Source organism: Streptomyces niveus, assembly GCF_001723055.1.
GTDB lineage: Bacteria > Actinomycetota > Actinomycetes > Streptomycetales > Streptomycetaceae > Streptomyces > Streptomyces niveus.
Genome location: NZ_MDCR01000095.1, coordinates 1 through 15,360 on the forward strand (window position 1 = coordinate 1; position 15,360 = coordinate 15,360).

The window sequence follows — 15,360 nt, forward strand, 5'->3', positions numbered from 1 at the left end:
CTACCGGGCCGTGCACGAGGAGATCGACACGGCCGGGGTCGAGCCCGGTCTCGCCGCGCTGATCCGCGCGTGTGTCGAGAAGGATCCGGCGCGGCGGCCCGGTCCGGCGGAGCTCATCCGGTGGTGCGCGGTGGACACCGCCCTGGTCGACGATCCCGCCTATCACCCGCTGGTCGCCATGGCCGAGGTGGTGCCCGACACGCCCCAACGGCCTCCGAACGCACCTGCACTGGCGATTCACGACCTGCCGACCCAGGGGCCCCCGCCGTCGCCCCCGCCGTGTGGCTGCTCCCCGGCAACGGCGGCGGGGACGGCGGCAACGGCGGCGAGGGCGGCGACAAGCCCGACGGGCCTCCCGGGTACATCCAGGACATCGGCACCTCCCGGCACGCCTGGAACGGGCTCAGGGAAAGCTGCAACCTGCCCGGTGAGGAGCAGCCGCCGCTCCAGTTCCAGTACGCCGTCACCACCGGCGAGAACGACCCCAGCGGCGAAATCCCGCTCGGCAAGGCGGAGATCGGCTACCGGCTCAAGTACGAGGAGCCGAATCTCCCCCCGTACTACGTCTCCGTCGAGGTGAAGCCTCCCCACCTGCTCGACACGGACGAGTTCGGCTACGTGAGCAAGGCCGCCGATCTGTACGAGGGCGACGAGACACAGTGGAAGAACCTCGTCTACCCCGACGACTTCTCCGACCGCGCCGGAGGCAAGGTCCGGCCCGCGCCGCCGCTCGCCGACGATCCCGGTGAGTGGACCGTCGTCTACCACCACGCCACCTCGGACAAGAACCACAGAAGTGTCGTCTGCCATGGCTTCATGGCGGACACCGTGTCCGAATAGGACCGACACGACAGGCGGGAAAATAGCGGCGAACGTGTCCCGGATGGGGGAGGGTTGAGAGGTGCGTAAATTCTGGATGGCCGGCGCGGTCGGGCTCGGGCTGAGCCTGAGCTTCATCGCGCTGCTCGTCGTCGGTACGTACTCCGCCGCCGCCGGGCTCGCCGGCGGTGCGGGCGGCGGCGGGGCGGTCGCGCTCGCCAAGGGGGCCGTGCCCGCGAAGTACCAGCGGCTGGTGCAGGAGTGGGGCAATCTCTGCCCCGCGATCAATCCCGCGCTGCTCGCCGCGCAGCTCTACCAGGAGAGCGGCTGGGACCCCGACATCGTGAGCCCGGCGCAGGCCCAGGGCATCGCGCAGTTCATCCCCGGGACCTGGGCGGCGCACGGGATCGACGGGGACAAGGACGGCGACCGCGACGTGTGGGACCCGGAGGACGCGATCCCGTCGGCGGCGACGTACGACTGCAAACTCGCCGGGTACGTCGACGATGTGCCGGGCGATCAGACGAAGAACATGCTCGCGGCGTACAACGCGGGCGCGTACGCGGTCATCAAGTACGGGGGCGTCCCGCCGTACCCCGAGACGCAGAACTACGTGAAGGTCATCACGACCCTCCAGCAGAGCTTCGCCCGCCCCGTCGGCCGCGTGGAGCCGTCCAGGCAGGCCGCCGCCGCCATCTACTACGCGCAGCAGAAGCTCGGTACGAAGTACCTGTGGGGCGGCAACGGCACCCCCGAGCAGGGCGGCCGGTTCGACTGTTCCGGGCTGACGCAGGCCGCCTACCGGTCCGTGGACATCGAGTTGCCGCGGGTGGCCAACGACCAGTACAACGCGGGGGAACATCCTTCGCGTGACGAGCTCATGCCCGGCGATCTGGTGTTCTTCTCCGACGACCTCACCAACTCGCGGGCCATCCGGCATGTGGGAATCTATGTCGGTGGCGGGTACATGATCAACGCTCCGTACACCGGCGCCGTGATCCGGTTCGACAAAATCGATACACCGGACTACTTCGGAGCGACCAGAGTCACCGAAGACGGCGCGAAATCGCTGCCGACCGGTTTGCCCACCGAGCGCAGGGCCGGTACGTAAAACGGCTGACGGGACGTCGGACCGACGGGGCACAGGGGTGGCGAAGGGTTGACGCCCGGAAGGGTGGAGTCGGGCCCCGTCCAGGGTGCGCGTGGCCGGAATTATCCGTTCGTTCACCCCTCTGAGCTGCGACGATGTGTCACTCTTCGATAACGTCCTGGAGATCGTCCGGTGAAGACTGGAACCTGTAGGGGAATCAGGCCGTTCCCTGGACTGGGGCTGTGGCGTTGATCGCGCAGCACTGACCGCAGGTACCACGAGGGTTGGTGGAAGCGATACGCCCGGAGGCGTGTCGTGGTGGGCGACAAGGCAAGGGGCCGCAGCACATGGCTGGACTCGCGATCGATGGGTCGAACCCCGACGTCAGCCTGCTCTACGACATCAACGGGCTGGCCGGGTCGGCCCCCGGCTGGTTCGACCGCGGCATGGAGTTCGCCGGCGAGTACGGGATCATGATCGGGCTCGTCCTCGTCACGCTCTGGTGCTGGTGGAGCGTGCGGCGGCGGGGGGCGGCCGAGGATTCCGTGGCCGCCGTCGCCGGGCTGCTGTGGGCACCGCTCGCCGCCGGTGTCGCGCTGCTGATCAACATCCCGATCCGGGAGTTCGTCGGGCGCGACCGCCCCTTCGTCGACCACACGGGGCTCGACGTCCTCGTGGCGGGCAAGGGCGGCTTCTCCTTCGTCAGCGACCACTCGACCATGGCCATGGCCCTGGCCGCCGGCATCTTCGTCGCGCACCGCAGATTCGGGCTCGTCGCGATAGGCCTCGCGCTCGTCGCGGGCTTCAGCCGGATCTACGTCGGTGTGCACTACCCGACCGACGTGATCGGCGGATTCGCCCTCGGCACGGCCGTGGTGCTGCTCCTCGCCCCCCTCGCCATGGCGCTGCTCACCCCCCTGGTGTCGGCGGTCTGCCGGTCGCGGCGGGCGGGTCTGCTCGTACGGTCACGGGCCGCGCGGGACGCCGACCGGGCCGAGGCGGCCGAGGCCGCTGCCGCGGCGTCCGGGACGCCGGGGACGCGGCCGCTCGGCATCCCCGAGCCGCGCCCCGACGACAACAACCTCGCCGCGTAGACCCCCTTACAACGCCTGGGGGAAGTCGAACAGGCGGGTTGGGTCGTAGCGGTCCTTCAGCTTCTTCAGCCGGGGTGCCGCCGGGCCGTAGTACGCCGTGCGCCAGTCCGTCAGCGCCGGGTCCGTGTAGTTCTGGTACGCCGCTCCCGACGCGTGACGCCGTAGCGAATTCTGGCTGGTTTTCAGCCATGCCCGCTGTGAGGTGCCGGATGTGCCCGGCTGCCAGGACGCCACGTACTGGGCGAGCATCCGCGAGCCCCGGTGCACGAACGACGTCGCGAGCGGGTCGACCCGGTTGATCGCGCCGCCGAGCGCCGTCAGCGCGACCGTGCCCGACCCCGCGCCGTCCCTGATCTCGATCCGGCTGAAGTCCTCCACGGCCGACAGCACGGTCCCGATGCCCGCCGACGACAGCGAACGGTCGAAGAAGTCCGAGGTCGCGGCGTACGTCTCGCGGCGCAGCACGCCGTCCTCGTCGCGACCGGGTGTCGTACCCGGCAGCCGGCACCGGTCCTCGCTGAATCCGGCGCAGCCGGCGTACGCCAGCATCGACTCCTCGTAGCCGCGCGGGCGCAGCGAGACGAAGCTCGCCGATGAGCCCGCGCGGTCGGCGAGCCGGTCCAGGGCGTTCCTGAGGTCGGACTCGGTGCCCAGGGTGAAGGCGGAGACCGAGACCGTCGGGTCGGCGCCGCCGCCCGCGCCGACCGCGAGATGCAGCGAGGACCAGATCTCGTCAGGCTGGTCGGGCCCCCACTCCTGCCAGGCCGCGAGCACCGCACGGGCCTTCGCCCACGGCCAGTTGAGACTCGCCGCCACCCCGGTGGAGGCGGGGTGGGTTCGGAAGCGCAGCTCGGTGACGACGCCGAAGTTGCCGTTGCCCGCGCCCCGCAGCGCCCAGAAGAGGTCCGGGTGCTGCTCGGTGTCGGCGGTCAGGCGGCGGCCGTCGGCGGTCACGATGGTCGCCGAGGTGAGGCTGTCGCAGGTCAGACCGTACGCGCGGGAGACGACCCCGTGTCCGCCGCCCAGGGTGAGGCCGGAGATGCCGACGGTGGCGCAGGAGCCGCCCGGGATCGTACGGCCCCGCCGGGCCAGCGCGCCGTAGATGTCGACGAGCTTCGCGCCCGCGCCGATCACCCCGTCCGACGCGGCGTCGCCGAGGCCGTCGAGCGAGGAGATGTCGATGACGAGCCGGCCGTTGCCGCTGGACCAACCCGCGTAGGAGTGGCCGCCGTTGCGGATCGAGACGGGTGTGCCGTACGTACGGGCGAAGGCCAGGCACTCGCGGATGTCGTCCTCGCCCGCCACATAGGCGACGGCCGCCGGCTTCAGGTCGTCGAAGCGCGTGTTGTAGAGCTGGCGGGCCGTCGCGTACTCGCTGTCCCCGGGCCGTACGAGTTGACCGTCCAGCCCCGAGGCGAGCGCGCCCCACTTGGGGGAGGCGGAAGGGGAGGGGGAGGTGCGCTGTGGTGGGGGCTTGTTCGCGGTGGAGTCCGGTGAACCGTTTCCGCCGGCGCCGTCGCCCGTGCACGCGCTCACCGCGCCCGCAGTGGTCACGGCCAGCGCGCCGGCCAGCAGTGTGCGCCGTTCCATCGGGCGGCCTCCCCCGGTGTGTCGGTCGTGTCGGTGGCGTCGGTGGCGTCAGTCTGCCGCCTCGTGCGACGCGGCGTCCGCTCTGGCCCGGTCGCGGGAGCGTCTGGCCGGTCCCGACCAGCCGCAGACGCAGCGGGCCAGGGCGAACGAGCCGCGCTCGACGGTCGATGTGGAGTGGGGAGTGTGGGGGGAGGTGGGCGGGTCCGAGGTTTCTTGCTCGCGCACTTCTCCACCGTACTCGCGCGTGCGTTCGCGGCCCGCGGTGGTGCGTGACGACGCGCGCGGGACGTCGTTATCGGGACAGGGCGCGATGGCGGTACGGCAACGGCGGCACGGCAAGCAACGGTAAGGCGTTGGGGGTTGGCAGGCGATGGTGCAGCAGCGCAGACGCAGAGGCGTGGCGGTCGTCGCCGCCGCCGTCACGGCGGTCGGGGTCGTGGCCGGGACCACCGGCTGCTCCGGGAGCGAGGGCGCCGTGTCCGCCGGTGACCGGCCCCTCGGTGATCCGGGCGAGGTGCGCGACGCCGCCGACGCGCTGGTCGGGGCGGGCAGCTCGAAGGCCGAGACGTCGCTGGTCATGGCGACGGGCGGGACGCGCGTGACCATCAGGGGCGAGGGGCGCTACGACTTCCGCAAGCGGATGGGGCAGCTCTCGGTCGTGCTGCCCAAGGACCCGGCCGGCGCGGACGAGCACCGGCCGATCTCGGAACTGCTGGCGCCCGCCACCCTCTACATGAAGAACCGGGGCGCCGGGGTGCCCGACGACAAGTGGGTCATGCTCGACTCGACCACCCTCGCCGACGGCAATCTGGTCACCGGCGGCGCCACCGATCCGCTCACCGCCGCCGAACTGCTGCGCGCCGCGAAGGACGTGGTCGTCGTCGGCGAGCAGGAGCTGGCCGGTGTGCGGGTGACGCACTACCGGGGGGTCACCGACATCGGGCGGGCCGCGGAGCGGGCGGCGCCGTACGCGCGTGAGGCGCTGGCCGCGGCGGCGCGGGGCTTCGCCGAGGACGTCGTGCCGTTCGACGCCTATCTGGACGACGCCGGGCGGCTACGCAAGGTCAGACACCAGTTCAGCTATCTGAATCAGGGGCGTACGGTCGCCGTCGCCTCGACCACACTGCTGTACGACTTCGGGGTGCCCGTCGGGGTCCGACTCCCCCCGAAGGACCAGATCTTCACCGGGAAGATCAAGGTGTAAATGGTCCGGACGTGCCATGCGCGTCACGTCTCACCCTCCTTACCCTAGGAAGTCGGCAGTCGACACCGCCAGGAAGACGACACCGGCAGGAAGAGGTGAACGCACGTGGCTCTGTTGCGCACGCCGACCGTCCACGACCACGTGGCCCTCGCCGAGATCGAACTCTGCGGAGAGCTGATGATCGCGGCGTCGGCCGCGGACGGTGAACGGCTCAGCCCGGACCGGATCGACGAAGTGCTGAAGGTGCGGGCGGACCGCGGTGAGAGATCGTCGTGCCGCTGAGCCGACGGCCCGTCGTGGAGGTCAGGTACGCAGCAGGCGCGCGATCGCCTTCGTCGCTTCCTGCACCTTGTCGTCGATCTCGTCGCCGCCCTTGACCGCCGCGTCCGCCACGCAGTGCCGCAGGTGCTCCTCCAGGAGCTGGAGCGCGAAGGACTGGAGCGCCTTCGTCGAGGCCGACACCTGGGTGAGTATGTCGATGCAGTAGACGTCCTCGTCGACGAGCCGCTGGAGGCCGCGGATCTGGCCCTCGATCCGGCGCAGCCGCTTGAGGTGCTCGTCCTTCTGCTTGTGGTAGCCGTGCACACCGCGGTCGTGGTCGGTGACGATCTCGTCGCCGACCGTGCCGGCGGTCGTGCCCGTACCGGAGGTCGCGTCGTCGGTCGCCGCGCCTGCCGCCTCGGTGGTCGTCATCGCGTCCTCCTGATGGGGTGTTCGTGAGAGATGTCCGAAAGGGGAGAAAATACCCCAGGTAGGTATATGATACCCAGTCTTTCGCGCAGGGGCAGGGGCACGTCATGATCGTCGTGTCTTATGCAGCACACTGATGGACGCCGGTTAGCCGTGGCCGGATGATGCGCCTAGCATCAGCCTGACCGAATCCGATGTAACCCGAGGATCCCCCGTGCGCTTTCGTCTGACCCCCAGGGAGACGAGCTTCTACGACATGTTCGCCGCGTCCGCGGACAACATCGTCACGGGCTCCAAGCTCCTCATGGAACTGCTCGGAGCGGATTCCTCCGCCAGGGCCGAGATCGCGGAACGGATGCGGGCGGCGGAGCACGCGGGGGACGATGCCACGCACGCGATCTTCCACCAGCTGAACTCCTCCTTCATCACGCCGTTCGACCGCGAGGACATCTACAACCTCGCCTCGTCCCTCGACGACATCATGGACTTCATGGAGGAGGCCGTCGACCTGGTCGTCCTCTACCAGGTCGAGGAGCTGCCCAAGGGCGTCGAGCAGCAGATCGAGGTGCTGGCGCGGGCGGCGGAGCTGACCGCCGAGGCGATGCCGCATCTGCGGACGATGACCAACCTCACCGAGTACTGGATCGAGGTCAACCGCCTGGAGAACCAGGCCGACCAGATCCACCGCAAGCTGCTCGCCCAGCTCTTCAACGGTAAGTACGACGCCATGGAAGTCCTCAAGCTCAAGCAGATCGTTGATGTGCTGGAGGAGGCCGCCGACGCGTTCGAGCACGTCGCGAACACGGTGGAGACGATCGCGGTCAAGGAGTCCTGAACCACGTGGACACCTTTGCCCTGATCGTGACCATCGGAGTCGCGCTCGGCTTCACGTACACCAACGGCTTTCACGACTCCGCGAACGCCATCGCGACATCGGTGTCAACGCGCGCGCTGACCCCGCGCGCGGCCCTCGCGATGGCCGCTGTGATGAATCTCGCGGGGGCGTTTCTCGGCCAAGGGGTCGCCAAGACCGTCAGCGAAGGGCTGATCGCCACACCGCACGGGTCGCGAGGGATGGGGATCCTCTTCGCGGCGCTCGTCGGCGCGATCGTCTGGAACCTGGTCACCTGGTACTACGGTCTGCCGTCGTCCTCGTCGCACGCGCTCTTCGGCGGCATGGTGGGCGCGGCGCTCGCCGGCGGGACCGACGTGATCTGGAGCGGGGTGCTGGAGAAGATCGTCATCCCCATGTTCCTGTCGCCGATCGTCGGTCTGGTCATCGGCTATCTGGTGATGGTCGCCATCATGTGGATGTTCCGGAACGCCAACCCGCACAAGGCCAAGCGCGGCTTCCGTATCGCGCAGACCGTGTCGGCGGCCGGCATGGCGCTCGGGCACGGTCTCCAGGACGCGCAGAAGACGATGGGCATCGTGGTGATGGCGCTGGTCATCGCCGATGTCGAGGGCCAGGGCGACGAGATCCCGGTGTGGGTGAAGGTCGCGTGCGCGGTGATGCTCTCGCTGGGTACGTACGCGGGCGGCTGGCGCATCATGCGGACGCTGGGCCGCAAGATCATCGAGCTGGACCCGCCGCAGGGGTTCGCTGCGGAGACGACGGGCGCGTCGATCATGTTCGGCTCGGCGTTCATCTTCCACGCGCCGATCTCGACGACGCACGTCATCACCTCGGCGATCATGGGCGTCGGCGCGACGAAGCGGGTGAACGCGGTGCGGTGGGGTGTCGCGAAGAACATCGTGCTGGGCTGGTTCATCACGATGCCGGCGGCGGCACTCGTCGCGGCGATCAGCTTCTGGATCGTGAATCTGGCGTTCGGCTGAGGCTGCTGGGCGGTTGCCCTCGGCTGGGGGTCCGGGGGTCGTCCCCCGGGTCAGCACAGTTGGATCGTGAATCTGGCGTTCGGCTGAGGCTGCTGGGCGGTTGCCCTCGGCTGGGGGTCCGGGGGTCGTCCCCCGGGTCAGCACAGTTGGATCGTGAACCTGGCGTTCGGCTGAGGCCGCTGGGCGGTCGCCCTCGGCTGAGGCCGCTCCGGAACGAATGGGGCCCGCCCCCTGGGAGAGGGGGCGGGCCCTTCGGCCTGCGGTGGCACCGCCATGCAGCACCGCAGGACGGCTTTCGGCGCCGGTGCCTATCCGAAGCGGCCGGAGATGTAGTCCTCCGTGGCCTGTACGGACGGGTTGGCGAAGATCCGCTCTGTCTCGTCTATTTCGATGAGCTTGCCGGGCTGGCCCACGGCCGACAGGTTGAAGAAGGCCGTACGGTCCGAGACCCGCGCCGCCTGCTGCATGTTGTGCGTCACGATGACGATCGTGAAGCGCTCCTTCAGCTCACCGATCAGGTCCTCGATCGCGAGCGTGGAGATCGGGTCGAGTGCCGAGCACGGCTCGTCCATCAGCAGCACGTCCGGCTCGACCGCGATCGCGCGGGCGATGCACAGGCGCTGCTGCTGGCCGCCGGAGAGGCCGGAACCGGGCTTGTTGAGGCGGTCCTTGACCTCGTTCCAGAGGTTGGCGCCCTTGAGGGACTTCTCGACGACGTTCGCCAGTTCGTTCTTGCGGTACTTGCCGTTGAGCTTCAGACCGGCCGCGACGTTGTCGAAGATCGACATGGTCGGGAACGGGTTGGGCCGCTGGAAGACCATGCCGACCGTGCGGCGCACCGCGACCGGGTCGACGTTGGCGCCGTACAGATTCTCGTCGTCCAGCAGGACCTTGCCCTCGACGCGGCCACCGGGCGTGACCTCGTGCATACGGTTGAGGGTGCGCAGGAACGTGGACTTGCCGCAGCCGGACGGGCCGATGAAGGCCGTCACGGAGCGGGGCTCGACGGTCATGGAGATGTCGTCGATCGCCCGGTGGGTGCCGTAGAACGCGGTCAGTCCGCTGACGTCGATTCGCTTGGCCATCTTCAATCACTGCTTTCTGCGTGACCCCGCTCGGCGGAGCCGGATTTCGGGGCCTCAGCGGCCGGTCTTCGGGGCCTTCCAGCGGGCGATGCCGCGAGCCACCAGGTTCAGGATCATGACGAACGCGATCAGCACGAGGGCCGCGCCCCAGGCGCGGGCGTGCGAGGCGTCGGTGCCGACCGAGTACTGCTCGAACACATAGAGCGGCAGGGACGACTGGGCGCCTTCGAACGGGTTCGGGTTGATGAGCTTCGTACCGAAGACGAGCAGCAGCACGGGCGCGGTCTCGCCGGTGATACGCGCGATGGCGAGCATCACACCGGTGGTGATACCGCCGATCGCGGTCGGCAGGACCACCTTCAGGATCGTGCGCCACTGAGGTACGCCCAGGGCGAGGGACGCTTCGCGGAGCTCGTTCGGGACGAGCTTCAGCATCTCCTCGGTCGAGCGTACGACGACCGGCATCATCAGGATCGAGAGCGCCAGGGCGCCGGCGAAGCCGGAGACTCCGAAGCCCAGCATCAGGTTCCACGTCGAGAGAATGAACAGACCGGCGACGATCGACGGGATACCCGTCATCACGTCCACGAAGAAGGTGACGGCCCGGGAGAGCTTTCCGGTGCCGTACTCCACGAGATACACAGCGGTCAGCAGACCGATCGGGGTGGCGATCACCGCGGCGATGGCGACCTGCTCGATCGTGCCGAGGAGCGCGTGGTAGACGCCACCGCCCTCGTCCGTGTCGAGGAGACCGCTCATCGAGTGGGACAGGAAGTACCCGTCCACGACCCCGGCGCCCTTGCTGATGGTGGTCCAGGCCAGCGACAGCAGGGGGATGACCGCCAGCAGGAAGCAGACCCAGACGAGGCTGGTCGCGACCTGGTTCTTGCCCTGGCGGCTGCCTTCCACCTTGGCGGTGATCAGGTAGGTGGCGGCGACGAAGACCAGCGCGGCCAGCAGCGCCCACTGGATCTTGCTGTCCAGTCCGGCGCCCAGACCGATCAGGCTGCCCAGAGCGGCGGAGCCGACGGCGATGGCCAGGGGGGCCCAGCGCGGCATCCGTGCACCGGAGAGCGCGCCTTGGGGGGCGGCGGCCGACGGCCGCTTGTCCTGAAGCGTGTGGCTCATGCGTTGGCCCCCGAGTACTCCTTGCGGCGGGCGATGATCGCACGGGCCGCGCCGTTGACCAGCAGCGTGATGATGAACAGGACGAGACCGGAGGCGATCAGGGCGTCCCGGCCGAAGCCGTTCGCCTCGTTGAACTTCGCGGCGATGTTCTGCGCGAAGGTGCCGCCGCCCGCGTCGAGGATGTGGAAGGAGAGCAGGAAGCTCGGCGAGAGGACGACGGCGACGGCCATCGTCTCGCCCAGCGCGCGGCCGAGGCCGAGCATCGAGGCGCTGATGATGCCGGAGCGGCCGAACGGGATGACCGCCATCCTGATCACTTCCCAGCGCGTGGCGCCGAGGGCCAGGGCGGCTTCCTCGATCATCTTCGGCGACTGGAGGAAGACCTCGCGTATCACGTTGGTGATGATCGGGAGGATCATGATCGCCAGCAGGATGCCCACGGTGAACAGGTTGCGGGCGACGCCTTCGTTGGTCTTGTCGAAGATGTACGTCCAGGCGAAGTACTCGTCCAGCCACTTGTTCAGGCCGTCGAGGTACGGGACGAGGAAGACGGCGCCCCAGAGGCCGTAGATGATGCTCGGTACGGCTGCCAGCAGGTCGACCAGGTAGGCGATCGGGGCGGCGAGCCTGCGGGGCGCGAAGTGTGAGATGAACAGCGCGATGCCGATGGCGATCGGGACGGCGATCACCATGGCGATGATCGAGCTGACCACGGTGCCGAAGGCGAGCACGGCGATACCGAACGAGACCGGTTCGCCCTGCGGGTTCCACTCGAAGGTCGTGAGGAAGTTCGTCTCGTCCTTGGAGATGGCGAGCATCGCGCGGTACGTCAGGAACGCGGCGATGGCGGCCATGATGACGAGCAGGGTGATGCCGGAACCACGGGACAGGCCCAGGAAGATCCGGTCGCCGAGCTGCTTCTTCGCCTTGGGCGCACCCTTGTCGAAGACGGGTGGCGGCGGTGGCGCGTCGGTGGGGGGAGCGGTAGTTGTATCCATCGTTTCTCCGGTCTGCGGAGCCGGGTCACGGCTCCTGGCGGCGGTGCACCGGAAGACGTGGCCGGCCCCGGGGGCCTGTCGACAAAGAGGCGTCGTCCGCCCGGAGGGCGGGCCGGGCGGCGTCTGGTGCGTGCGATCGCAAGGCGGAGGATCAGTCTCGTACTGGACGTACTTGGCTGACTCCGACAACGCGGCGAGCGCGCGTGTCAGGCGGCGCCCGGCAGACGCCTATTTGTCGACAGGCCCCCAGCGGGGCCGGCCACGTCCGGGGGTCAGGACAGGGTGGGAACGATCTCGCGGACCTTGGCCGCGATCTCGGTCGGGAGCGGCGCGTAACCGGCGTCACTCAGGACCTTCTGGCCCTCTTCGCTGACGGTGTAGTTGAGGAACGCCTTGACGCTGGGCAGGGTCTCGGCCTTGTTGCCCTTGTCGCAGGCGATCTCGTACGTCACCAGGATGATCGGGTAGGCACCCTCGGCCTTGGTGGCGTAGTCCAGCTCCAGGGCCAGGTCGTTGCCCGTGCCCTTGACCTTGGCGGCGGCGATGGCCTTGGAGGCGTTCTCCGTGGTGGCCTCGACCGGCGTGCCGGCGCCCGTGTCCACCTTGACGGTGGTCAGGTTGCTGGCGGTCGCGTAGGAGAGCTCGAAGTAGCCGATGGCGCCTTCGGTGTCCTTGACGCTGGAGGCGACGCCGGAGGAACCGCTGGCGGCCTGGCCACCCTTGGCCTCCCACGACTTCGAGCTGTCGTCGTACTTCCAGTCCGCCGGGGCGGCGGCCTTGAGGTACTTGTTCAGGTTCTGCGTCGTGCCCGACTCGTCCGAGCGGTGGAAGGCCTGGATCGCGGTGGCCGGCAGCTTGGCGTCGGGGTTGAGCTTGGAGATCGCCGCGTCGTTCCACTTGGTGATCTTCGAGTCGAAGATCTTGGCGAGGGTCGGGCCGTCCAGCACGAGGCTGTCGACACCGGGCACGTTGAAGCCGATGGCGACGGGGCCGCCGACCATCGGGAGGTTGATGCCCTTGCCGCCCTTGCAGACTTCCTCGGAGGCGGTGACTTCCTCGGGCTTCAGGGCGGAGTCGGAGCCCGCGAAGGCGACCTGGCCCTGCGTGAACTTGGTGATGCCACCGCCGGAACCGATCGGCTGGTAGTTGATCTCGACGCCGGCACAGGCCTGCTGGAAGTTCTTGACCCAGAGGTCCATGGCGTTCTTCTGGGCGCTCGATCCGGCGGCAAGGATCTGGCCCTTGGCGTCGTCACACTTGATGCTGGAGGCGGCCGCGGTGCTGTCGCCGGAGCCGGTGTCCTTCGTGTTGTCGTCGGAGCCGCACGCCGTGAGAACCAGGGCGCCGGAGACGGCGAGGGCACCGAGCGCGGTGGCGCGCAGCCGGTTCTTGCGCTGAAGCTTCACTTCGGGTGTTCCTTCCAGAAGCCGCCCTGTGCGGGGTTTCGCACTTCTACGGCGGCGTGCGTCGAGTTGGTGGGTCCGGCGGTGTGCCGGTCACTGTGTAAGGCCGAAATTAGGCAGATCAGGTGAAGTGGCTGACGGATGGGAATGAACGGAAGGTGAACCGTGATGGTCAGCCTGGTGCGGCTCGTGTCCGGATCGTGACGCGACACGGCGTAGCCGCTCGGAAAGTGCTCCCCCTGGTCTCCCGGCCGCGCACCGGCCGGTTCGAACCGGTTCAACCGGTTCGCCGGGACACCGCCGTGGGGGACCCCGGTGCCGCGGCCCTCGCGCCGGGCTGAAAAAAGCCGTCGGGACGGCTGCCCCGTACATCCGACTTCCAACTCCCTCCTATGGGATGCCGGTGGCCCGCTCGCCACACTCGACGTGGCGGGACAGCGCCTGACGAGTGCCGTCGGTCCACCGGAGGAGGAGTGGTCATGGGGGTTGTACGAGAGGGAGTAAGGGTCGGCACCTGGATCGCCGGCGGGATCGTCGTTCTGGCGGTTCTGGGCGTGATCGGCACATTTGTCTTCGGGAGTGCGGGGTGGCTCACCGCCCCGTTCCGCGGAGAGGCGCGGGAGCGGGAGAACACCGTCGCCTCGGGTGAGTTCCGGCAGTCGACCTACCAGGAGTTCTTCGATCTCTGCGAGGCCGTACGGAACGCCGAGGGCTCGATCGAGGTGCTCGACGAGGAGCGGGAGACCGCGTCCGAGGCCCGCAGGACCCAGATCGACCAGTCGGTCACGGCCCTGCGGGTGACCCGGATCGAGTCCGTCAACGAGTACAACTCGAAGGCCGCCCAGGAGCACCGCGCGCCCTTCCGGGACAGGGACCTGCCGTACCGCCTGGACGCCAAGGACACCGCCACCACCTGCGCCAACTGATCACCGGTACGCCGGGGAAAGGGGCAGCACACCATGAAGACGATCACTCGGATCGGCGCGGTCTGCGCGGCGCTCGTCCTGGGGCTGGGGCTGACCGCCTGTGAGGACGACTCCAGCCAGAGCAAGGAGACAAAGGCCAAGCAGAAGAGCTACGACCAGCTCGTGGCGAACCAGCCCGCCGGGCGGATGGAGTACTCGCCGACCCGCGAGGCCATCAACCAGTGGGTCGAGACGTGGGGCAAGCGGGGCAAGCTGAGCTACGTCTACATCCAGAACGGCAAGGGCGAGTACGGGTACTTCGTCATGAAGGGCATGCCGGTGGCGCGCTGCCAGATGCTCACGCCGACGGAGAAGGTTGACCGCTCCAGCCAGGGCAGTGTGGTCGTGGGCCTGCCGGGGATGGACGGTACGTACTCGGCGGGCTCGATGTGCGACACGTACTACGGCTTCGACGCCACGACCGGTGTGTTCATGGAGTTCACCGTCGGGACGAACCAGTCGTTCTTCCTGTTCGACAAGCCCATGACGATGCCGGAGTACGCCAGTGCCACGCAGCTGGGTCCGACCTCCGTGGACGACGTCGGCGACGTCGGCCCCAAGGACTGATCCGGCGCGCGCTCCTACGCCGAAGGCAGGGAGTCCAGCAGCGCGTCGATCAGCAGGCGGTCGCGCGGCTGGGTCAGCCGGTCGCGGGCCGTCGGCGGGGGGAGCCAGAGGATGCGGTCCACCTCGTCGTTCGCCGCGAACTCGCCGTCCGTCGCCTCGGCCGCCCAGTAGACGACCTGCTTGGGGCGGCCGTTGGCGAGATAGCTGACGGTGCCGAGCCGGGCGCCCGGGGCGCAGTGGTGGCCCGTCTCCTCCAGCACTTCGCGCAGCGCCCCCGCCAGGGCGTCCTCCGCGTGCTTCAGCTTGCCCTTGGGGTGGGACCAGTCGTCGTACTTCGGCCGGTGGACCAGGCAGACCTCGGTGCCGTCGGCCCGGTACGGCGACTTCCGCCACAGCACGCAGCCCGCCGCGAGGATCGTTCCTGTCCGGGTGCTTTCGCTCATGGCGCGGTCACCGCCCGGCGCGCCCAGATCTGCTGGAAGTCGTAGCGCGCCGCCTCCACCTCGTGGCGCTGGTCGGCGTGCAGCACGCCGAGGGCGTACGCCGTCGCAGGGGCGATCCGTGGTGTACGGGCGGCGTTCGCCGCCGCGGCGGCGGCCTCGGNNCGCGTGCCGGATCTCCTGTGCGTACCGGTGCAGTCTGAGCAGCAGCCGCACCTGGTGCCAGGGCGCGTCCTGGGCCTCGCCGTCCGAGGGCGTGGACAGGCCGTGGACCAGGGCCTCCGCGTTGTACGGGTGCGCGGCGCGCGCCAGCGGCAGCGTGGACACGGCGTCGAGCAGTCTTCGTTCCGCCGCGCTCTGCGGCGCGGCCAGGATCTCGGTGGCGGGTGCGCCCGCCACCGGTGCCAGCGGTACCTCGGAGGCCAGCACGGCGACGGCGTCGGCCACC

18 protein-coding genes and 2 pseudogenes are annotated in these 15,360 nt (G+C 69.1%); 9 read left to right on the plus strand and 11 right to left on the minus strand.

The window, feature by feature from the left end; all coding sequences use genetic code 11:
• On the minus strand, nucleotides 1-208 hold a 208-nt coding region (locus tag BHU15_RS40835), incomplete at its 3' end, for a hypothetical protein (protein WP_218028054.1).
• A 71-nt stretch (nucleotides 209-279) separates the two neighbouring features.
• Between BHU15_RS40835 and BHU15_RS39740 the strand changes: the two genes are divergently transcribed.
• From BHU15_RS39740 to BHU15_RS12790, 3 genes are all read left to right on the plus strand, one after another.
• A complete protein-coding gene (locus BHU15_RS39740) occupies nucleotides 280-840 on the plus strand; it encodes a hypothetical protein (RefSeq protein WP_069627291.1) in 561 nt (186 codons plus the stop codon).
• Nucleotides 841-916: 76 nt separating this feature from the next.
• Nucleotides 917-1,930 carry a C40 family peptidase gene (locus BHU15_RS12785; protein ID WP_069627292.1) on the plus strand — a complete coding sequence of 338 codons (1,014 nt, stop codon included), beginning with the start codon at nucleotides 917-919 and terminating at the stop codon, nucleotides 1,928-1,930.
• A gap of 326 nt (nucleotides 1,931-2,256) precedes the next feature.
• Nucleotides 2,257-3,003: a phosphatase PAP2 family protein gene (locus BHU15_RS12790; RefSeq protein ID WP_069627293.1), complete on the plus strand. Its 747-nt coding sequence runs from the start codon at nucleotides 2,257-2,259 to the stop codon at nucleotides 3,001-3,003.
• 6 nt (nucleotides 3,004-3,009) lie between these two features.
• Here BHU15_RS12790 and BHU15_RS12795 read toward each other — a convergent pair whose 3' ends face one another.
• The gene (locus BHU15_RS12795) at nucleotides 3,010-4,593 is read right to left on the minus strand and encodes an FAD-binding oxidoreductase (RefSeq protein WP_069627294.1); all 1,584 of its coding nucleotides are present in this window, start codon (nucleotides 4,591-4,593) and stop codon (nucleotides 3,010-3,012) included.
• 48 nt (nucleotides 4,594-4,641) lie between these two features.
• On the minus strand, nucleotides 4,642-4,818 hold the full coding sequence (locus BHU15_RS40105) for a hypothetical protein (RefSeq protein ID WP_167756133.1): 177 nt from the start codon (nucleotides 4,816-4,818) through the stop codon (nucleotides 4,642-4,644).
• A gap of 145 nt (nucleotides 4,819-4,963) precedes the next feature.
• On the opposite strand from BHU15_RS40105, the gene BHU15_RS12800 reads away from it, so the two are divergent.
• Nucleotides 4,964-5,797 carry an SCO4651 family lipoprotein gene (locus BHU15_RS12800; protein WP_069627295.1) on the plus strand — a complete coding sequence of 278 codons (834 nt, stop codon included), beginning with the start codon at nucleotides 4,964-4,966 and terminating at the stop codon, nucleotides 5,795-5,797.
• Nucleotides 5,798-5,902: 105 nt separating this feature from the next.
• Nucleotides 5,903-6,079 carry a hypothetical protein gene (locus tag BHU15_RS40110; RefSeq protein WP_167756134.1) on the plus strand — a complete coding sequence of 59 codons (177 nt, stop codon included), beginning with the start codon at nucleotides 5,903-5,905 and terminating at the stop codon, nucleotides 6,077-6,079.
• A gap of 21 nt (nucleotides 6,080-6,100) precedes the next feature.
• On the opposite strand, the gene BHU15_RS12805 is transcribed toward BHU15_RS40110, so the two are convergent.
• Nucleotides 6,101-6,490 carry a metal-sensitive transcriptional regulator gene (locus tag BHU15_RS12805; RefSeq protein WP_069627296.1) on the minus strand — a complete coding sequence of 130 codons (390 nt, stop codon included), beginning with the start codon at nucleotides 6,488-6,490 and terminating at the stop codon, nucleotides 6,101-6,103.
• Nucleotides 6,491-6,701: 211 nt separating this feature from the next.
• Between BHU15_RS12805 and BHU15_RS12810 the strand changes: the two genes are divergently transcribed.
• On the plus strand, nucleotides 6,702-7,322 hold the full coding sequence (locus tag BHU15_RS12810; RefSeq protein WP_069627297.1) for a DUF47 domain-containing protein: 621 nt from the start codon (nucleotides 6,702-6,704) through the stop codon (nucleotides 7,320-7,322).
• 5 nt (nucleotides 7,323-7,327) lie between these two features.
• Entirely contained in the window at nucleotides 7,328-8,326 is a 999-nt protein-coding gene (locus BHU15_RS12815) for an inorganic phosphate transporter (protein ID WP_031230894.1), read from the plus strand.
• A 308-nt stretch (nucleotides 8,327-8,634) separates the two neighbouring features.
• Here the strand turns inward: BHU15_RS12815 and pstB are convergent, their stop codons facing one another.
• From pstB to pstS, 4 genes are all read right to left on the minus strand, one after another.
• Nucleotides 8,635-9,411 carry a phosphate ABC transporter ATP-binding protein PstB gene (gene pstB, locus BHU15_RS12820; RefSeq protein WP_023540610.1) on the minus strand — a complete coding sequence of 259 codons (777 nt, stop codon included), beginning with the start codon at nucleotides 9,409-9,411 and terminating at the stop codon, nucleotides 8,635-8,637.
• 54 nt (nucleotides 9,412-9,465) lie between these two features.
• A complete protein-coding gene (pstA, locus tag BHU15_RS12825; protein WP_069627298.1) occupies nucleotides 9,466-10,539 on the minus strand; it encodes a phosphate ABC transporter permease PstA in 1,074 nt (357 codons plus the stop codon).
• Entirely contained in the window at nucleotides 10,536-11,537 is a 1,002-nt protein-coding gene (gene pstC / locus BHU15_RS12830; protein WP_069627299.1) for a phosphate ABC transporter permease subunit PstC, read from the minus strand. Before pstC ends, pstA begins: the two co-directional genes overlap by 4 nt.
• A gap of 272 nt (nucleotides 11,538-11,809) precedes the next feature.
• Entirely contained in the window at nucleotides 11,810-12,943 is a 1,134-nt protein-coding gene (gene pstS, locus BHU15_RS12835; protein WP_069627300.1) for a phosphate ABC transporter substrate-binding protein PstS, read from the minus strand.
• A 476-nt stretch (nucleotides 12,944-13,419) separates the two neighbouring features.
• Between pstS and BHU15_RS12840 the strand changes: the two genes are divergently transcribed.
• Both BHU15_RS12840 and BHU15_RS12845 read left to right on the plus strand, forming a co-directional pair.
• A complete protein-coding gene (locus tag BHU15_RS12840; protein WP_069627301.1) occupies nucleotides 13,420-13,866 on the plus strand; it encodes a hypothetical protein in 447 nt (148 codons plus the stop codon).
• 33 nt (nucleotides 13,867-13,899) lie between these two features.
• A complete protein-coding gene (locus BHU15_RS12845) occupies nucleotides 13,900-14,472 on the plus strand; it encodes a hypothetical protein (protein ID WP_069627302.1) in 573 nt (190 codons plus the stop codon).
• A 14-nt stretch (nucleotides 14,473-14,486) separates the two neighbouring features.
• Here the strand turns inward: BHU15_RS12845 and BHU15_RS12850 are convergent, their stop codons facing one another.
• The 3 genes and pseudogenes from BHU15_RS12850 to BHU15_RS42255 all read right to left on the minus strand — a co-directional run.
• Entirely contained in the window at nucleotides 14,487-14,915 is a 429-nt protein-coding gene (locus tag BHU15_RS12850; RefSeq protein ID WP_069627303.1) for an NUDIX hydrolase, read from the minus strand.
• Nucleotides 14,912-15,075: pseudogene (locus BHU15_RS41260) on the minus strand (CHAD domain-containing protein); the annotation flags it as partial. The gene BHU15_RS12850 and the pseudogene BHU15_RS41260, both read right to left, overlap by 4 nt.
• Before the next feature lie 2 nt (nucleotides 15,076-15,077).
• Nucleotides 15,078-15,360: pseudogene (locus BHU15_RS42255) on the minus strand (CHAD domain-containing protein); the annotation flags it as partial.